The organism is Streptomyces sp. GQ60 (genome assembly GCF_059758875.1).
Genome location: NZ_JCAXEG010000014.1, coordinates 136180 through 153727 on the forward strand (window position 1 = coordinate 136180; position 17548 = coordinate 153727).

The following is a 17548-nucleotide window of genomic DNA, read 5'->3' on the forward strand; positions in this document are numbered from 1 at the left end:
GCCCCCGGCATCCTGGGTGCGCCAGGTCGGGTACGGAGCCACGAGGCCCCTCCGCACTCCCGGGTCACCCGCGCGGCGGGCCTTCCGTGGCAGCCTACGCGGGGCTCTCCCAGGATGGGGAAGCAGGGTCCGCGCGCACGCGGGCCCGCGGAGGGAGCGGCGATGCGCGGTGTCCGGCCCGGCCGTTGGGCAGTCGTCACGGCGGCCTTGGCGAGCGTCGCCGTACCCGTGGGCACGTCGGGCGGCCATCCCACCGCCCGGCACCCGGGGCACCACGCGGGGCACCCCACCCGGGACGCTTCCGGGCACCTGACCCCGGACGACGCCGCGCACCGGACCCCGCACGACGCCGGGCGCTCCCGGGACCGGGAAGCCGAGCCGCAGGAACGCGGACCGGCGCCGTTCGCCCTGCCCGCGAGCGACCGGGGACGGGGCGACGCCGTGCCCGGACACGCACGCCTGGCGGCGCTCGCGGCCCCCACTGCCGGCCTCCTGTCCAACACGACCGCCGCCGAAGGCGTTCCGCCGTCCCTCGCCGCGGACGCGCGCTACGTCCGCGGGAGCCACGTCCTGCGGCTGGCCTCCGGCCGGTGGATGTACCTTCCCGACGCCATGACGGCCTCGGCCGTGGTCGCCCCCGGCCATCCGCCCGCCCGGCGGCAGATCGAACGCAGCCGCGCCTGGCTGGCCTCCGGCCGGGTCCCCGGCACCTCGGCCGAGCAGCGCGCGGCGGCCGAGCGGGCCCTGCTGGCCATGCGCGCCCTGCTCCTGCCCAACGGCGCCGTGGCGGCGGGCTGGAGCCACGGCTGGAAGTACTCCTGGCCGCGCGACTCCAGCTTCGCCTCCGCGGCCTTCGCACACACGGGCCACGACGCCGAGGCCCACCGGATCCTGCGCTACAGCGCCGCGACGCAGCGCGCGGACGGCACGTGGGAGGCGCGTACGAAGCTCGACGGCTCCGGGCCGCCCGACGGCAGGAGCCCGCAGCTCGACGCCAACGGCTGGGTCCCCTGGGCCACCTGGCAGTGGTACCAGACGGCCCCCCGTGCCACCCGCCGGGCCCGGCTGGCCACCCTCTACCCGATGATCCGCAAGGCGGCCGACCACGCGGCGCGGTCCCTGCGGGCGGACGGGCTGCCCCCGGCGTCCCCCGACTACTGGGAGCTGGCGACGGCCACCGCGAACATCGGCACCGCCGCACCGCTGCTCGCCGGGCTCAACGCCTCCGCGGACCTGGCCCGGGAGGCGAACCGGCCGCAGGACGCGGCCCGCTGGGCCCGCGCCGCGGGGAGGCTGTCCGCCGGGATCTCCGCGCGCTTCCTCCCCCTGGGGTACCAGCGCACCGTGGACGGACGCCACGGGCACGACAGCGCGGTGGCCTTCATGGCGCCCCCCTTCAACGCGGCCCCCGCCGGTCTGGCCCGGGCGCTGGACACCACGTACCGGGAACTGCTCCTGCCCAACGGCGGGCTGACCCCCGGGAACGATCCCGGGGCGCGGTGGGGCGCGTACGCCTGGACGCCCAGTACGGCCTTCTTCGCGCTCGCATGGGCCGGCACGGGTCAGCCCGAGAAGGCCGGACGGGTCCTGGACTGGGTCCTCTCGAAGCGGAACGCGCTCGGCGAACTGCCGGAGAAGGTGGACGGGGCGGGCCGGCCCTGCTCGGTCGCCCCCCTCGCGTGGACGGGCTCCCTCACCGTCCTGGCCCTCGTGGCACTCGACGGCACGGCGCTCCCGACCCCGCCCCTGCGCCCGTAGCGGGCCGGCGTCCGTACACCCCGCGGGGGTTCACACGGGCCGCGTTCCCTCACCCGGCGGCGGTACGGCGCGGACGCGCTCCAGCGCGGCCAGGAGCCGGCGGTGGGCGAGCCGTTCGGCCGCCAGCGCCCGTCCGAGGGGGAGGTGGTACGGATCGCGGAGCGCACGCGCCCGGACCGCGGCGGCGCGGCGCAGCTCCCTCGTACGGTCCACCTCGTTCCGGGCGTGCACGGACGCGGTGTCGAGGAGGCGGTGGTCGAGGGCCTCGGCGAAGGCCCGGTCCGCCAAGGCTTCGAGCCGGTCGAGGTCCTCGGCGCAGCGCTCGGGGGCCGCCCCGGCACACCCTTCGTCCAGAGCCCGGGAGAGCGATCCCAGGGTCGCCCCGAGATCCGGGTAACCCCAAGCCGGCGCCGTGTCGTTGCTGCATCCCGTGGCGAGGAACACCAGCACGGCGACGGAGGTCAGGGCGCGCACCGTGCCCGGCCCCTTGCGCGCGCGCACGCCGGGACCAGCGGCAGCGGGAGCCCTCCGCACGGGGGAGCACGAGGTCATGGAGCCCCGATCGCAGGTCGACTGGAGTGGGGGACGGGGTCGGGCCCCGGCCTCGGCCGGAACCCGGCGCGATCCGCCGCCATCGTCGCCCGCACCGCTCAGCGCTGCCACCCGGAGCTCGCGCGCCCGTCCGGTGCGGCCGCCGGCGGCGGGACCGCCCGGTACCAGGGGGAGGAGGGCGGCCGGCTGCCGAGCGGCCCGGATCCGGCCGGGGGAGCCGTCGTGACGTGCAGACCGCCGTCCAGGCCGAGCACGGCGCCGACGGCCGTGCCGTCCAGCGCGGTCAGGGCCGCCGGTGCGCCCGTGTAGTGCATCTGGGACTCGTACCAGGACGGTCCGCCGTCGTTGCCGCCGTCCGTGCCGCCGTCCGTGTCCGGGATGCCGGCGCCTATGCCCATGCCCACGCCGACCGTGCCCGTGCCCGCGCGGCCCGCGAGCAGGCCCCCCGCGACGCCGACGGAGCCGTAGCCGCCCGCGCCGCCCGCCTCGGTGACCGGGGAGAACACCGGTACGCTCCCGCCCGCGGTGGCCAGGCTCGTGGCGGCGGTGCCCGTGCCGGGGCGGCGGAAGTACAGGGAGACGCCGTCGCCCTTCGCGCTCGCCGAGAGCGGCCCGGTGGTCGCCGGCAGCCCGGTCGGGACGGGGTCGCCGAACGGGGCGTCCGGGGTCCGCTGGATCCAGGCCAGCACGCTCTGGGCCGTGGCCGCGTACACGTGGCGCCGGCCGGCCGCGTCCGTCGCGGTGACCGGGTCGCCCTGCAGGCCGGATCCGCCCAGGGACTCCCACGCCCCGAAGGCGCCGTCGGGGGTCTGCTGCGCACGGGCGCGCAGGGTGCGCCGGGAATCGCGTACGTAGACGGTCATCCGGCCGGTACGGTCCAGGGCCACGGCCGGTGTGCTGATCGCCGAGGTGCCGGACACGTCGTGGGTGTCAGGGGTGCCCAGGGACAGCCAGGGGCCGAAGGCGCCGTCGGGCGCGGTCTGGACGGAGTACACGAGCTCGCGTCCGTACTCCTGGGGCGTGGCGCCCAGCGTGGTCCGGGTGCCGAAGACCCCGACCCTGCCGTCGGGGAGCCGGACCGCCGTCGCTCCCGTGTCCATTCCGGTCCCGGCGAGGAACCGGGGCCCCTGCCAAGGCGCCTTCGGCCCGCTGCGCGACCAGTAGGCCATCCGGCCGTCCAGCACGGTGAAGGCCCACAGCCGGCCGGATGCGCCCTCGGTCATCCAGGACGTGACATCGCCCCGGCCGTAGCGGATGGTCTGGTTCCACCCGGCGCCGGCGGGACGGGTCGCCGTCTTGCGGTCGCCGCAGCCGGCGGGGCTGCCGCACCAGTTCTCGTGGTCGGTCCAGGCGTAGGTCTTGAGGTAGCCGAGCTTCTCCTCGGCGGTCTGCGGGTCGAGCGCCGGGGGCAGGGAGCTGTTGGGATAGCTCACGTAGTTCTGGACCGAGAAGTGGGGCCGGTCCGCGGACTTCGCGTACCGCTCGGTCGCGGCCTGCACGAACCGGGCGCCGTACACGTGGTCCTGGTGGTCGAGGAAGGCGCCGCCGTCGTGTGACCGGCCGGGCGTCGGGTCCTGCGTCCGTATCGTGGTCGGCCGGTACAGGGCGAAGACCCCTGCTATGGCCTCCACCACCTGGTCCTTGTCGTACGAGAATTCGGGCGTGACCGGCGTTCCGGAGCTCAGCTGGGAACCCAGGGCGGGGACCCGACCGTCCCACAGTCCGCGCAGGCTGTCCGGATTGTCCCCGGATATGCTGCGGGCCTCCCGCAGCTGCATCCACACCAGGCTGACCTCGGGCCGTGCGACGAGGACGTCCATTTCGGCGCTGCCGCCGCCCACGGTGGGTATGGAGCGGCGCTGCCAGGCGCTGGTCCGGTCGCCGGTGGCCATCTGCGCGTAGGCGGCCCGGATGCCGTTCTGTCGGGCCTCCGCGTAGGCGGCGTGGTCGGCGGGGCCCTCGGGGTCCTGCAGGTGCGGGCTGTGGGCCTCGTTGCGGCCGTCGGACTCGCCGGAGGTGAGGAAGACCGTGGCGACCTTGATGCCCGTCGATATGGAGCGGCTCAGGTCGGGGTTCATGAAGAAGAGGTCGTCGTCGGGATGCGCGACGACCTGGAGGACCGTGCCCTCGGTCACGCTCGGGCGGAGCGCCGTCCCGGGGACCGCCGACTCCGGCGTGGTCCCGTCCCCGTAGGCCCAGGTCGTCACTCCGGCGGCGGCGCCGACGGTGAGCGCGGCGAGCACGGCCGCGAGGCGGGTGCGGCTGGCCAGGGACATCTGCAACGCCTCGGGGATCGGTCGGGTGCGGAACGGGGCTGCGGGGGCGGGTCGGTGCCCCGATGGCCCCACCGCTTTCCGGAGACGACCGGGCTCGATTATGCCTCGCGCGCGTGCGCCTGACACACCATCAGGTCTCCTATCTGCTGATATGAAGGAGCTTGCCTCTATAGTCGGACTAGAGGCCTTTTGTCCGGATAGGTCAGAGGTGGCGTCCCCTCACGCACCCCGGTGGTCCGGGCGGTCCCGCCGAGGCCGCACTCCCGACATATCGGACCGCTCGCCCAGTCCAGGCCCTGGTGGGCGGGATGGGAGCCCCGGCTCTCGCATCTGACGCGGAGTCGGTGGCCGGGCCGCACGGACCCGGGTGGCCGTGCGCGAGGGGTCTCGCCGGTGTGAGCGGATCCACACGGGAGGGCATCACGCCCGAGGCGCGTCGGCAGGCGCCCGCGGCGCCGGCATCCGCCGAGATCCCATCGAGCGGATCGGGCTGCGCCATGATCAACATGTAGCGCGCAGGGGGGCTTGCGGCAAGGCCCGGGGCATGGCGAAGAATCGCCGACCGAAGCCGGAATCCATGGCCCTCCTCTACCGGAATGAGAGTTGCCGCATGCGTGTGGTGTTGTCGACGTACGGCTCGCGCGGGGCCGTGGAGCCGATGGCGGGGCTGGCGGTGCGGTTGCGGGAGCTCGGCTCCGAGGTGCGGATGTGCGCACCGCCCGACGAGGAGTTCGCGGAGCGGCTGGCCGGGCTCGGCGTGGAGCTGGTGCCGGCCGGCAGCCCGGTCCGCCCGCTGGTGACCTCGGTGACACCGGGATCGGCGGAGGGCCTGGCACAGCGGGCGGCTGATCTGATGGCCGCGCAGTTCGACATCGTCGCGGCGGCGGCCGAGGGGGCGGACGCGCTCCTGGCGACCGGCCCCCTGCCGGTCGCCGCCGGCGCACGGTCGGTGGCCGAGAAGCTGGGCCTGCGCTACGTGCACGCGAGCCACCAGCCGGTCAGCCTGCCGTCGCCCCACCGGCGGCCGCCCGCGCGGCGGGGCCGGCCACTGCCCCCGGACGCCACCGACAACCAGGCGCTGTGGGACCTGGACGCCCGCATCGCGCACACCATGTTCGGCGAGCCGCTCAACACCCTGCGGGCGGCCGCCGGCCTGCCGCCGGTGGACTCCGTCCGCGACTACGCCTTCACCACCAGCCCGTGGCTGGCCACCGACCCGCTCCTCTCCCCGTGGGAGCCGACCGGTCTCGACGTGGTGCAGACCGGAGCGTGGTGCGCACCGGACGAACGCCCGCTCCCCGCCGAGCTGGTGGAGTTCCTGGACGACGGCGCACCGCCGGTCTACGTGGGCTTCGGCAGCACGCCCGGACGAGCCCCCGAAGAGGTCGCGCGGGCGGCCGTCGCGGCGATCCGGACACTCGGCCGCCGTGTGGTCGTCTCCCGGGGCTGGGCTCAACTGGCTCTGGCCGATGGCATGGACGACTGCCTCCTCGTCGACGAGGTCAACCATCAGGCGCTCTTCCGCCGGGTGGCCGCCGTCGTGCACCACGGCAGCGCGGGCACCACGCTGACCGCCGCCCTGGCCGGCGTGCCCCAGGTGGTGGCCGCCCAGGGGGCGGACCAGCCCTACTGGGCGGACCGGGTCACCGGCCTGGGCATCGGCGCGGCCCACGACGACCAGGCCCCGGCCGCAGTGTCCCTGTCGGCCGCGCTGCGGACGGCGCTGGCCCCCGAGACCCGCGCCCGGGCGGCCGCCGTGGCCGCCTCGGTCCGCACCGACGGGACGACGGTGGCCGCGCGGCTGCTGCTCGAAGGGGCCGGGCGGACCGCTTGACCTCAAGCCCGGTCGAGGTCCTTGCGTCGGCTCCGTTGATCACCACCTGACGGCAGAAGGCGAGGGGCGGAACCCGTGGACCTTGATACCGGAGCCCTTGATATCGGAGCCACCACCGATCGGGCAGTCGTACTGGGCCCGGGAGGCCCGGGAGGCCCGGGAGGCCCGGTCGGCACGGCCTGGATGGCGGGCCTGGCCGCCGGACTGCGCCGTACCGGAATCGATCTGGGCGGAGCGGACCTCATCGTCGGCACGTCGGCCGGTGCGATCGTCGGCGCACTGCTGGCCACCGGCCAGAATCCCGAACGGCTCTCCGCCCTCGGAGCGGGGACGGCTCCCGCCGCACCCGGAGCGGAGGCGGCCGCCGCCCGCCTGGGCTCCGTGTTCGCGGTGCTCGGGGAACCCGGGCTGGAACCGGGGGAGGCCCGGCGCCGAGTGGGCCGGATGGCCCTGGACCACGCCGACTCGGAATCCGGTCCCGCCGCCGAGCGGGCACTGCTCGCGGGGCGGGCCGCGCTGATCGGGGCCGGCGCCTGGCCGGACCGGCGGTTGCTGATCACCGCGGTCGAGGCGGCCACCGGCGAGCCCGTGGTGTGGGACCGTACGAGCGGTGTGCCGCTGGTACGGGCGGTGGCCGCGAGCAGCGCCTTCCCCGGAGCGGCGCCGCCGGTCGCCATCGACGGGCGGCGGTACATGGACGGCGCCCTGCGCGCGGGGGCGAACGCGGACCTCGCGGCCGGTGCCCGCACGCTGGTCGTCGTGGAGCCCCTGGCGCACCTCTTCCCCCGCGAGCCGCTCGAACGGCAACTGGCGTCCGTCGGGGCGCGGACCGTCGGGGCGCGGACCGTCGTGACCCTCGGGCCCGGCGCGGAGGCCGTACGGGCCTTCGGACCGGACCTGCAGGACCTGGCGAACTGGGGGCCGGCGTACCAGGCGGGCCTCACCCGGGCGAGCGCCGCCGCCGAACGGCTCCGCTCCGTGTGGAACACGGGATCCGCCGTCGTCTGACCCGCCGTCCTCCCGCCGCCGACTGCGCGCCCGCCCGACCGCCGGCCGACGCGTCGTCACGCACCCGGCGTACCGGGCGGGCCCGCGTCATCCGGTCGGCCCAGCCGGGCCGCGGGCCGAACCCGCAGGCCGGGGGCGTACGTTCCGCATCGCGTCCGTCCCGCCGTCTATCCCGACCCTCCCCGCGGATGGGAACCTGAGCCTGCCGCTCAGCCGAGCGCGGGCACCCACACCCTCCCCCGACGCCCTCGTGCGCGCCCCTGCCGTCGACCCGCCATCAAGGGAGTTCACCGCATGCAGACCCGTTCAGCCGACGATGCGCGCAAGCGAGTGGTGTGGGGGACGGCCCTCGCCCTGATAGCCGTCACGGCGCTGCTCGGAGCCGGGCCCGGCGCCGCCGAGGCCACCGCCATGCCCGCCCCGCCCGTCCCGGTCCTGTCCTGGGGCCCCTGCGCCGACGGTCAGCAGGACGGCTTCGAGTGCGCGACCGCGCAGGTGCCGCTGGACTACCGCCTGCCCAACGGGGCCACGATCCCGCTGGCCGTCACCCGGAAGCCCGCGGCCGACCCGGCCCGCCGCACCGGCGTCCTGGTGCTGCACCCCGGCGGACCCGGCAACTCCGGCGTGAACTTCGCCCGCAACAGCTACGCCGCACTCCCCGCCGCCCTTCGCGACGGCTTCGACGTCGTCGGGTACGACATGCGGGGCGTGGCGCGCAGCGGGCAGGTGGAGTGCTGGAACGACACCGAGTACTCGGCCGCCGTCGACGCCGCGCGCGGCGTACCCGGACCGGGAGCCCTGCGGACCGCCGTCCGGCAGGGCCATGACTTCGCCACCGCCTGCCGGGAACGCGCCGGCGGCCTCATACCGTTCATCGGCACCGGGTCGAACGCCAAGGACCTCGACCTGCTGCGCCAGGCCCTCGGCGAAGAGACGCTCACCTTCTACGGCCGCTCTTTCGGCAGCTACGTCGGCACCGTGTACGCCGCCCAGTTCCCCCGGCGCGTGCGCGCCATGGTCCTGGACGGGGCCTACGATCCGCGCAGCTACGCCGACGTGCCGTACGCCTACGACGCCGCGCAGTTCACCGCCCTGGACGCGGCGGTCGGCCGGTTCCTCGACTGGTGCGCGCGGAACGCCACCGCCTGCGGATTCGGCGCGGGCAAGCCCCGGGAGGCCTTCGAACAGCTCAAGCGGGACCTCGACGCCGACCCGGTCGTCACCCCGAGCGGCCGCCCGGCCACCGGCTACACCCTCGCCTACCGGCTGATGTTCAACATCAACTCGGGCAAGGAGATCTGGCCCTACCTGGGAGAGGCCCTGGCCGCGGCCCAGGCGCGCCAGACCTCCTTCCTGCTGTCGCCCCCCTCGCCCGGGTCCTTCGACTTCCTCAACGTCAACCTGGCCGTCGAGTGCGCCGACCGCGTCTACCCCACCAGCCGGCTCCTCCTGGGTGCCCTGGTCGGCGCACAGGCCGCCTCGGCGCCCCTGCTCGGGCCGCCCATCGGCTTGGGACCGCCCACCTACGACCACAACCACGCGCCGACCTGCGCGCAGTGGCAGGCGGAACGCCCCAGCCGCTACGAGGGCTCCTACCGGGCGGCCGGGTCCGCCCCGATCCTGGTCCTCGGTACGACCGGGGACCCGGACACCCCCTACCGGGACGCCGTCGCCCTGGCCGGGACGCTGGACGCCGGCCGGCTGCTGACCTTCGACGCCGAGGGTCACACCGCCTACAACCGGAGCGCGTGCGTCAGCGCGCTCGTCAACGACTACCTGGCCACCCTGGCCCTGCCGGCCCAGGGCACCGTCTGCGCCGACGAGACTCCCCCGGAGGCCCTCGGCCGGCGCACCACCGGGCCCGTGGAAGCCGACGAGACGAACGACGTGATCCCCACCCTGCGCTGACGGGGGCCCGCCTCCCCGTCAGGGCGTCGGGGCCGCGACCGCCCCGCCCCGCACCTCGCGACGGGGTGCGGGCGCCGGTGCGGTGACCAGGACCGCGGCCGCGGCGGCGCCCAGGAGCATGATGCCGGCCGCCCACCAGAGCGCGACCCCGAAGCCGTGCACCACGCCCTGGGCCTCGATCAGCCGCCGCGCCGGGGACGCGGGGACGCCGCGGGCGGAATCGGCCGCTCCCGCGAGGTGCGAGGTGACGTAGGCCGTCGCGGCCGTGCTCGCGATGGTGTTGAGGAGCGCCGTTCCGATCGCCCCGCCCACCTGCTGGGCCGTGTTGACCGTGGCCGAGGTGACCCCCGAGTCCCTCGGCGCCACGCCCTGGGTGGCCGTCGACATCACGGGCATGAAGACCAGGCCCATGCCGAACCCGAGGACCAGCATGGCGGGGAGCACGTGGGTCGCGTACGAGGAGTCGACCCTCAGCCGCGTGAGGAGGAGCAGGGCCACGGTGGCCAGGAGCAGCCCGGGGACGATCAGGGAGCGGGGAGCGAGCCGGTCGAGGAAGCGGGCGGAGACCTGCGTCGCACCGGTGATGATCGCCAGGGTCATCGGGAGGAAGGCCAGCCCGGTCCGGACGGGGGAGTAGCCGAGGACGAGCTGGAAGTAGTAGGTCATGAACAGGAACAGGGCGAACAGGCCGATGGTGGCCAGCGCCATGGTGACGAGGCAGCCGGCCCGCGTCCGGTCCCCGATGACGTGCGGCGGGAGCATGGGGTCGCTCGCCCGCGTCTGCCACCAGGCGAAGGCGGCCAGCAGGGCGGTCCCGCCGACGAGGAGGCCGATGACGAGGCCGTCGGACCAGCCGCGCGGTTCGGCTTCGCTCAACCCGTAGACGACGGCCACGAGTCCGCCGCACCCGAGCACCGCTCCCGGGACGTCGAGCTTCGCTCCCGTACGTCCCGGGTCGGGCAGGACGGCGAAGGCGCCGATGATCGCGATCGCGGCGATGGCCACGCTGACGTACAGGCACCAGCGCCAGTTCAGGTACTCGGTGAGCAGGCCTCCGGCGATCAGGCCGACGGCGCCGCCGCCGCTCGCGATCGCCGCGAAGACGCCGAAGGCCTTGGCGCGTTCCCCGGGGGCGTCGAAGGTGGTGGCCAGCAGCGACAGGGCACACGGCGCGAGGAGCGCCGCGAAGACGCCCTGCAGCGCCCGGGCCGCGAAGAGCGTCCCCGGTCCACCCGCCGCGCCGCCCAGGGCGGAGGCGAGGGCGAAGCCGGCCAGGCCGATGACGAACGCCTGCCTGCGGCCGATGAGGTCCGCGATGCGCCCGCCCAGCAGGAGCAGCCCGCCGAACGCCAGCGAGTACGCGGTGATCACCCACTGCCGGTTGCCGTCCGACATCCCCAGATCGCGCTGGGCGGAGGGGAGGGCGATGTTCACGATCGTGGCGTCGAGGACGACCATGAGCTGCGCCAGCCCGATCACGGCGAGCGCCCACCAGCGCCGGGGATCGGCGGGGTTGGCCGGTACGCCGCCGACTGGCATGGGTGCGGCGTCGGACATCGGGCCGGGTGGGGTTCCGCTGGCGGACGTCATGGAGTCAGCCAAACACGGATCGTGACGTTCAGCCCGCCTGGAGATCCGGCGGCGGCATCTCGCGTCCCCAGCCGGAACGACCGGACGGGTGAGCGGGCCGCACGGTCCGGCCGGGCCCGGTGGAGCGGCACGGCCGACTCGTCCGCGCGGCCGGCGCGAAACCCCGGGCCGTACCCGCTGCGGCCGGCACGGCTGCCGCCGCCCGCTGCCGGTGTACATGGCGGCGGCGCAGGGCCGCGTACAGGGCGGCCGTGGCCACGCTGACGGCGCACCAGGCGCCGAGGATCACGAGGATCGTGCTGAGGGCGGCCACGGGGACTCCTCGGGTGTGAACGGCACCGCCTCGGCGAGCCGGGCGAGGCGGTGCTCACCGTGACCGTCCAGTACCCGGAGGCGGCGGACTTCACGCCCGCCGCATCCGGCGCGGGCGCCGGCGCCGCTACGGCGCGATCGGCAGCTGCCGCTTGTGCTCGGTCAGGCGGTAGCGGCGGACGATCGTGTCGAAGGCGCGCTCCCCGACCGGCTTGCCCTCCAGGAAGTCGTCGATCTCGTCGTACGTGACCCCCAGCGCGTCCTCGTCGGCCTTGCCCGGGTCGAGGGTCTCCAGGTCCGCCGTGGGCGTCTTCCAGACCAGCTCGGCCGGTGCTCCCAGAGCGTCGGCGCAGGCCCGCACCCGGCGCTTGGTCAGTCCCGTCAGCGGCACCACGTCGGCGGCGCCGTCGCCGAACTTCGTGAAGAAGCCGGAGACCGCCTCGGCGGCGTGGTCGGTGCCGACGACCAGGCCGTCGTGCGCGCCGGCCACCGCGTACTGGGCGATCATGCGCTGGCGGGCCTTGATGTTGCCCTGCACGAAGTCCTGGTGGTGGTCGTCCCGGAAGACGGTCCCGCCGGCCAGGGAGGCGGCCAGCGCCGCGTCGCTCGCGGGCTTCACGTCCACGGTCAGCACCCGGTCGGCGTTGATGAAACCGAGGGCGAGCTGGGCGTCCTTCTCGTCCGCCTGGACCCCGTAGGGCAGCCGCATCGCGTAGAACGCCGCCTCGTGCCCGGCCGCGCGGACCCGCTCCACGGCGAGCTGGCAGAGCCGGCCGGCCGTCGTGGAGTCCACTCCGCCGCTGATCCCGAGCACCAGCGAGCGCAGGCCGGTGGACGTGAGCCGCTCGGCCAGGAACGCCACCCGGCGCTCGATCTCCCGCTGGGCGTCGAAGCTCTCGGCCACCAGGAGTTCCCGGGCGATCTCCTGCTGCAGGGCGGTGGACGCCGGCTGGCTCACGGCTGCTCCTCATGATGGTTCGTCGGTTCGGAAACGATGCGCTGTCCCGCCGACCCTAACCGAGGGCGCGGGTGAGCCGCGTCTCACCCGCGTGGCGGCGCTTGTCTATGCAACGAGTTGCATAGAAGGATCGGGGCATGGCACTTGAGCACGCGATCCTCGTCTCCCTGCTGGAGCAGCCGGGATCCGGATATGAGCTGGCGCGCCGGTTCGACCGGTCCATCGGCTACTTCTGGACCGCGACCCACCAGCAGATCTACCGCGTGCTGAAGGCGATGGAGGGCGACGGCCGGCTCGACGTCCTCGAAGTACCGCAGCGGACCCGGCCGGACAAGAAGGAGTACTCCGTCACGGCGGCCGGCCGCGCCGCCCTCTCGGCCTGGCTCCACGAGCCGATCCAGGCCGACACCGTCCGCCACGAGCTCGCCGTGAAGATCCGCGGTGCGGCCTTCGACGATCCGGCCGCCCTGATCCGCGAAGTCGAGCGCCACCACCGGACGCACGCCGACCGGCTCACCCACTACCTGGCGGGCGAGCTCCGCGATTTCGCCGGACCCCGGGCTCCGGGCCCCTCCGACGCCGGACGGGAACTCCAGCACGTCGTGCTCCGCGGCGGCATCGCCTACGAGCGCATGCAGCTCGCCTGGCTGGAGGACGTACTGGCCACGCTCCACCGCCTTGCGGCCCCCTGACCCGGCGCCGCCGCACCCCCACCTTCTCCGCCGTCACCCCTCATCCCTGAATGCTCGGAATCCCCTGAATCCTCGGAATCCTCCGACCGGAAGGCGAACACCCATGAGCGACCCGTTGCTGTTCAACCCGCGCACCTACGACCCCTCCCACTTCGACCCCGAGACCCGCCGGCTGCTGCGCGCGACCGTCGACTGGTTCGAGGAGCGCGGCAAGCGCCGCCTGATCGAGGACTACCGCACCCGCGCCTGGCTGGGGGACTTCCTCGCCTTCTCCGCGAAGGAGGGGCTCTTCGCGACCTTCCTGACCCCCGAGCCGGCCGCCGGCCAGGACGGGCCCGACAAGCGCTGGGACACCGCGCGCATCGCCGCCCTCAACGAGATCCTCGGGTTCTACGGCCTCGACTACTGGTACGCCTGGCAGGTCACCATCCTCGGTCTCGGGCCCGTCTGGCAGAGCGGCAACGCCGCCGCCCGCGACCGCGCCGCGCAGCTCCTCGACGAGGGCGAGGTGTTCGCGTTCGGCCTCTCCGAGAAGACCCACGGCGCGGACATCTACAACACCGACATGCTGCTGGAGCCCGCCGCCGACGGCGGCTTCCGGGCCACCGGCTCGAAGTACTACATCGGCAACGGCAACGCCGCCGGACTCGTCTCCGTCTTCGGCCGCCGCACCGACATCGAGGGCCCCGACGGCTACGTCTTCTTCGCGGCCGACAGTCGCCACCCCGCGTACGACGTGGTGAAGAACGTCGTCGACTCCTCCAAGTACGTCAGCGAGTTCCGCCTCACGGACTACCCGGTCGGCCCCGAGGACGTCCTGCACACGGGCCGCGCCGCCTTCGACGCCGCCCTCAACACGGTCAACGTCGGCAAGTTCAACCTCTGCACCGCCTCGATCGGCATCTGCGAGCACGCGATGTACGAGGCCGTCACCCACGCGCAGGGCCGCATCCTCTACGGCCGCCCCGTCACCGCCTTCCCGCACGTGCGCCGCGAGCTGGCCGACGCGTACGTCCGCCTCGTCGGGATGAAGCTGTTCAGCGATCGCGCCGTGGACTACTTCCGCTCCGCCGGCCCCGACGACCGCCGCTACCTCCTCTTCAACCCGATGACCAAGATGAAGGTGACCACGGAGGGCGAGAAGGTCATCGACCTGATGTGGGACGTCATCGCGGCCAAGGGCTTCGAGAAGGACACCTACTTCGCCCAGGCGGCCGTCGAGATCCGCGGCCTGCCCAAGCTGGAGGGCACCGTCCACGTCAACCTGGCGCTCATCCTCAAGTTCATGCGCAACCACCTGCTGGAGCCGGCGGACTACGCCCCCGTCCCGACCCGCCTCGACGCGGCCGACGACGCCTTCCTCTTCCGCCAGGGCCCGGCCCGGGGCCTCGGATCCGTACGGTTCCACGACTGGCGTCCGGCCTACGACGCGTACGCGGCCGTGCCCAACGTCGGCCGGTTCCGCGAACAGGCCGACGCCCTCTGCGCGTTCGTCGAGACCGCCGCCCCCGACGAGGGCCAGAGCCGCGACCTCGACCTCCTCCTGGCGGTCGGCCAGCTCTTCGCCCTGGTCGTGCACGGCCAGCTCGTCCTGGAGCAGGCCCGCCTGACCGGCCTGGACGAGGACGTGCTCGACGAGCTGTTCGGCGTCCTCGTACGGGACTTCTCCGCGCACGCCGTCGAACTCCACGGCAAGGACTCCGCCACCGCGGACCAGCAGGCATGGGCGCTGGGAGCGGTCCGACGCCCGGCCGTCGACGCGGAGCGCTCGGCGCGCGTGTGGGCACGGGTGGAGGGCCTCGCGGGGGCGTACGAGATGAAACCCTGACGCCTGACGCCGGACCTTCGCGGACCGGCCCGGGACCTCGGACACGGCGCCAACCATGTCCGAGGTCCCGGAGCGGCCGGTCCGGGACTTTGGACCCGTGTCTCTCCTCCCGTACCGCTCCGTCCTTTCGGCCGGTGTGCACGCGGCCCTTCGAGGTGTTGGCTGGTAGGAGTCGGAGCAGCCGGAGCACACACCCCGAGAGGCTGGAACCCCACCATGTCGACGTCCACGGAGCACAGGGCGGAGGTGATCGCGGAGAACCGCACCCGCAAGGGTCTGCTGCCGCTGTGCCTGAGCGAAGCGGCGGAGCGGTTCTCCTTAGCGGTCCTTCTACGGAATGCGCGCGGTACTGGCGCTCTTCCTGATCGACACGGCCCACGGCCTCGGCATGTCGAAGACCACGGCGGTAGCCCTCGTCGGCGCCTACCTGTCCGCCTGCTACTTCACCGCGCTGCCGGGGGGCTGGATCGCCGACCGGCTGCTCGGCGCCCGTAGGACCGCCCTGGCCGGCGGCATCGCCATCCTGGCCGGACACCTCGCGCTCGCCTTCGAGGCCGGAGCGGCCGGCGTCTACGCCGGCCTCGTCCTCATCGCGGTCGGCACCGGCCTGCAGAAGCCCAACATGACCGCCCTGGTCGGCAAGCTGTACGCGCGGGACACCGACCAGGAACGGGACGCGGCCTACAGCAAGTTCTACGCCAGCGTCAACGTCGGAGGCCTGGCCTCGACCCTCCTGGTGGGCTGGCTCGGACTGCACTTCGGCTGGAACGTCGCCTTCGGCACGGCGGCCGTGGCCATGGCCCTCAGCCTGTGCGTCTTCCAGGCCTCGGGCAGCCTCCGCGAGACCGCCGACGCACCCGGCCGCCCGCTCACCCGCACCGAGGCCCGCACGGTGGCCGTCCGGGCCCTGGGGTGCGTGGCCGGCGTCCTCGCGGCCGGCGCCGCGGCCCGGGCAACCGGCACGCTGACCCTGCCCCACACACTCACCGCGTTCGCGGTGCTGGCCGTGGTCGTGCCGGTCGGCTACCTCGTCACCCTGCTGCGCCGCCCCGACCTCGACGCGCGGGGACGGGCGGGCATCCGCGCCTACGCGCGGCTGTTCGCGGCGGCCGTCGCCTTCTTCTGCATCTTCGACCTGGCCGCGTCCAACGTGCAGCTGTTCGCAGCGGACCACGTGGACATGCAGGGCATCCCGGTCACCTGGCAGGCGGCCCTGAACCCCGTCATGACCATCGCCTTCGCCGGAGTCCTCGCGTTCGTGTGGCGCAGAGTACGCATCTCCTCCCCGGCGAAGTTCTCCACGGGACTCGTCCTCGGCGGACTGTCCTTCCTCCTGCTCGCCCTCGCCGCGGGCCGGGCCACCGGCAGCGCCCACATCTCGCTGCTCTGGCTGGTCGGCCTCTACGCCCTGCTGAGCATGGGCGAACTGTTCCTCGCCCCCACCGGACTCTCCATCAGCCACAAGCTGGCCCCGGCCGGCACCGGATCCCAGCTCGTGGGCCTCTTCTTCCTGGCCGCCGCGGCGGGCGACGCCATCGGCAGCCAGGTCGCCACCCACCTGACCGGCGCCGCCCTCTACCTCGCCCTCGGCGGCCTGGCCCTGGTGGCCGGGCTGGCGATGGCCGCCGCCACACCGAAGCTGCGCCTCCTGACCGGCGAATGAACCGGCCGGCCGTCTACGCGGCGTTACCCTGCTGTCCGATGGCTTCGAAGGAGGCGACGAGGTCGGTGGGGGAGGGGAGCGCGGAGATCTCGGACCGGAAGGCGGCGGCCCCCTTGTGGAGGGCTTCGTCGGCGAGCAGGCGGCCGAGCAGATCGGCGTCCACCTCGTCACCGGTCGAGCGGAGGGCGAAGCCCACCGCGGTCGCGGCGTCGGTGTTGATGAAGTGGTCGGCGCCCTGCGGGAGGATCAGCTGAGGGACGCCCAGGGCGGCGGCGGTGAGCATGGTGCCGGCGCCGCCGTGGTGCACGATCGCGTCCGCGGTGTCCAGGAGCTGGGCCAGTGGCACCCAGGGCAGCACCCGGACGTTGCCCGGAAGCGTGCCGAGCGGGCTCAGATCGGTGTCGCCGACCGCGAGCAGGAACTCGGCGTCGACCGAAGCGGCCTCGGAGATCACCCGGATGACGGGGTCCACGCCCGCGAACGCGGTCACCACGGTCCCGAGGGTGACGGCGATCCGGGGACGGGAGCCACGGCCCACGAGATCGCGCGGAACCGAGCCGCCACCGTTGTGCGGCACGTAACGGACGCGCAAGCCGGTGCCGTCCCCACCGAGCGAGGGCGGTACGACGTCGAGGACCGTGTGGGTGGCCGGGCCCTCGACCCCGCGGGCCCGGTACTCGTCCGCCAGCAGCCCGGCGAGCCGCCCGACCATGCCGAAGCCGGACATCACGCCGAAGTTGTGGACCACGGCCGGTATGCCGAGGGCCGCGGAGACCAGGGGAGCGGCGGCCTGGAAGGGGGCGTGGACGATGAGGTCCGGCCGCCAGGCGGTGGCGACGGCGAGGAGGTCGTCGATGGTGACCCGGCCGTGTTCGGCGAAGCCGGCCGCGGCGAGCCGCTCGGTGTCCTGCGGGCTGTTGCCGTCCGTGACGAACTGCAGGTCCGCGCCGTCCGAGGCGCGCCGGAAGGCCTCCATCAGCGTCGATCCGTCGCCGATCTCGACGGTGGGCAGGCCGGCTTGCCGGAGCTGGTCGTACGGGGCCGAAACGGCGAACAGCACCTGGTGCCCGGCGGCCTGCAGCGCCTGGGCGTTCGGCACCATCGGGAACAGATGGCCCACCGAAGCGGGGCCGGTGAAGAGGATGCGCACGCTGATGCTCCTTGGGTGG

Annotated in this window: 13 protein-coding genes; 7 read left to right on the top strand and 6 right to left on the bottom strand. The window is 74.3% G+C overall.

What is annotated here, in order from left to right; all coding sequences use genetic code 11:
- Positions 1–162: 162 nt before the first annotated feature.
- Complete coding sequence (locus tag AC6CKD_RS28850) at positions 163–1758, top strand: glycoside hydrolase family 15 protein (RefSeq protein WP_498331220.1); 1596 nt, start codon at positions 163–165, stop codon at positions 1756–1758.
- 30 nt (positions 1759–1788) lie between these two features.
- On the opposite strand, the gene AC6CKD_RS28855 is transcribed toward AC6CKD_RS28850, so the two are convergent.
- On the bottom strand, positions 1789–2259 hold the full coding sequence (locus AC6CKD_RS28855) for a hypothetical protein (protein WP_498331222.1): 471 nt from the start codon (positions 2257–2259) through the stop codon (positions 1789–1791).
- A 149-nt stretch (positions 2260–2408) separates the two neighbouring features.
- The gene (locus AC6CKD_RS28860; protein ID WP_498331224.1) at positions 2409–4586 is read right to left on the bottom strand and encodes a PIG-L family deacetylase; all 2178 of its coding nucleotides are present in this window, start codon (positions 4584–4586) and stop codon (positions 2409–2411) included.
- A 610-nt stretch (positions 4587–5196) separates the two neighbouring features.
- Here AC6CKD_RS28860 and AC6CKD_RS28865 point away from each other — a divergent pair.
- The 3 genes from AC6CKD_RS28865 (at position 5197) to AC6CKD_RS28875 (ending at position 9336) form a co-directional block, all read left to right on the top strand.
- Positions 5197–6420, top strand: a complete 1224-nt coding sequence (locus tag AC6CKD_RS28865) for a glycosyltransferase (RefSeq protein ID WP_498331226.1) — start codon at positions 5197–5199, stop codon at positions 6418–6420.
- A 75-nt stretch (positions 6421–6495) separates the two neighbouring features.
- Positions 6496–7428: a patatin-like phospholipase family protein gene (locus AC6CKD_RS28870; protein WP_498331228.1), complete on the top strand. Its 933-nt coding sequence runs from the start codon at positions 6496–6498 to the stop codon at positions 7426–7428.
- Between the two features lie 294 nt (positions 7429–7722).
- On the top strand, positions 7723–9336 hold the full coding sequence (locus tag AC6CKD_RS28875) for an alpha/beta hydrolase (protein WP_498331230.1): 1614 nt from the start codon (positions 7723–7725) through the stop codon (positions 9334–9336).
- A gap of 18 nt (positions 9337–9354) precedes the next feature.
- Here the strand turns inward: AC6CKD_RS28875 and AC6CKD_RS28880 are convergent, their stop codons facing one another.
- The 3 genes from AC6CKD_RS28880 to nadE form a co-directional block, all read right to left on the bottom strand.
- Positions 9355–10893, bottom strand: coding sequence for an MFS transporter (locus AC6CKD_RS28880; protein WP_498331313.1), 1539 nt, complete (start codon positions 10891–10893; stop codon positions 9355–9357).
- A gap of 61 nt (positions 10894–10954) precedes the next feature.
- The gene (locus tag AC6CKD_RS28885; protein ID WP_498331232.1) at positions 10955–11239 is read right to left on the bottom strand and encodes a hypothetical protein; all 285 of its coding nucleotides are present in this window, start codon (positions 11237–11239) and stop codon (positions 10955–10957) included.
- Positions 11240–11365: 126 nt separating this feature from the next.
- On the bottom strand, positions 11366–12196 hold the full coding sequence (gene nadE / locus AC6CKD_RS28890; protein ID WP_498331233.1) for an NAD(+) synthase: 831 nt from the start codon (positions 12194–12196) through the stop codon (positions 11366–11368).
- 137 nt (positions 12197–12333) lie between these two features.
- Here nadE and AC6CKD_RS28895 point away from each other — a divergent pair, with 137 nt between their 5' ends.
- The 3 genes from AC6CKD_RS28895 to AC6CKD_RS28905 all read left to right on the top strand — a co-directional run bounded on the left by AC6CKD_RS28895 (position 12334) and on the right by AC6CKD_RS28905 (position 16379).
- Positions 12334–12888, top strand: a complete 555-nt coding sequence (locus AC6CKD_RS28895; RefSeq protein ID WP_498331234.1) for a PadR family transcriptional regulator — start codon at positions 12334–12336, stop codon at positions 12886–12888.
- 103 nt (positions 12889–12991) lie between these two features.
- Positions 12992–14716 (top strand): acyl-CoA dehydrogenase family protein, encoded by a 1725-nt coding sequence (locus tag AC6CKD_RS28900; protein WP_498331236.1) that lies wholly within the window; start codon positions 12992–12994, stop codon positions 14714–14716.
- A 337-nt stretch (positions 14717–15053) separates the two neighbouring features.
- Positions 15054–16379 (top strand): peptide MFS transporter, encoded by a 1326-nt coding sequence (locus AC6CKD_RS28905; RefSeq protein ID WP_498331238.1) that lies wholly within the window; start codon positions 15054–15056, stop codon positions 16377–16379.
- A gap of 13 nt (positions 16380–16392) precedes the next feature.
- Here AC6CKD_RS28905 and AC6CKD_RS28910 read toward each other — a convergent pair whose 3' ends face one another.
- Entirely contained in the window at positions 16393–17529 is a 1137-nt protein-coding gene (locus AC6CKD_RS28910; protein WP_498331240.1) for a glycosyltransferase, read from the bottom strand.
- Between the last annotated feature and the right edge of the window lie 19 nt (positions 17530–17548).

Excerpts from the sequence above, each read along its gene's own strand:
- AC6CKD_RS28875 (WP_498331230.1), top strand. The coding sequence starts at position 7,723 with ATGCAGACCCGTTCAGCCGACGATGCGCGCAAGCGAGTGGTGTGGGGG.
- AC6CKD_RS28865 (WP_498331226.1), top strand. The coding sequence starts at position 5,197 with ATGCGTGTGGTGTTGTCGACGTACGGCTCGCGCGGGGCCGTGGAGCCG.
- AC6CKD_RS28895 (WP_498331234.1), top strand. The coding sequence starts at position 12,334 with ATGGCACTTGAGCACGCGATCCTCGTCTCCCTGCTGGAGCAGCCGGGA.
- AC6CKD_RS28860 (WP_498331224.1), bottom strand. The coding sequence starts at position 4,586 with ATGTCCCTGGCCAGCCGCACCCGCCTCGCGGCCGTGCTCGCCGCGCTC.
- AC6CKD_RS28900 (WP_498331236.1), top strand. The coding sequence starts at position 12,992 with ATGAGCGACCCGTTGCTGTTCAACCCGCGCACCTACGACCCCTCCCAC.
- AC6CKD_RS28850 (WP_498331220.1), top strand. The coding sequence starts at position 163 with ATGCGCGGTGTCCGGCCCGGCCGTTGGGCAGTCGTCACGGCGGCCTTG.
- AC6CKD_RS28880 (WP_498331313.1), bottom strand. The coding sequence starts at position 10,893 with ATGTCCGACGCCGCACCCATGCCAGTCGGCGGCGTACCGGCCAACCCC.
- AC6CKD_RS28905 (WP_498331238.1), top strand. The coding sequence starts at position 15,054 with ATGCGCGCGGTACTGGCGCTCTTCCTGATCGACACGGCCCACGGCCTC.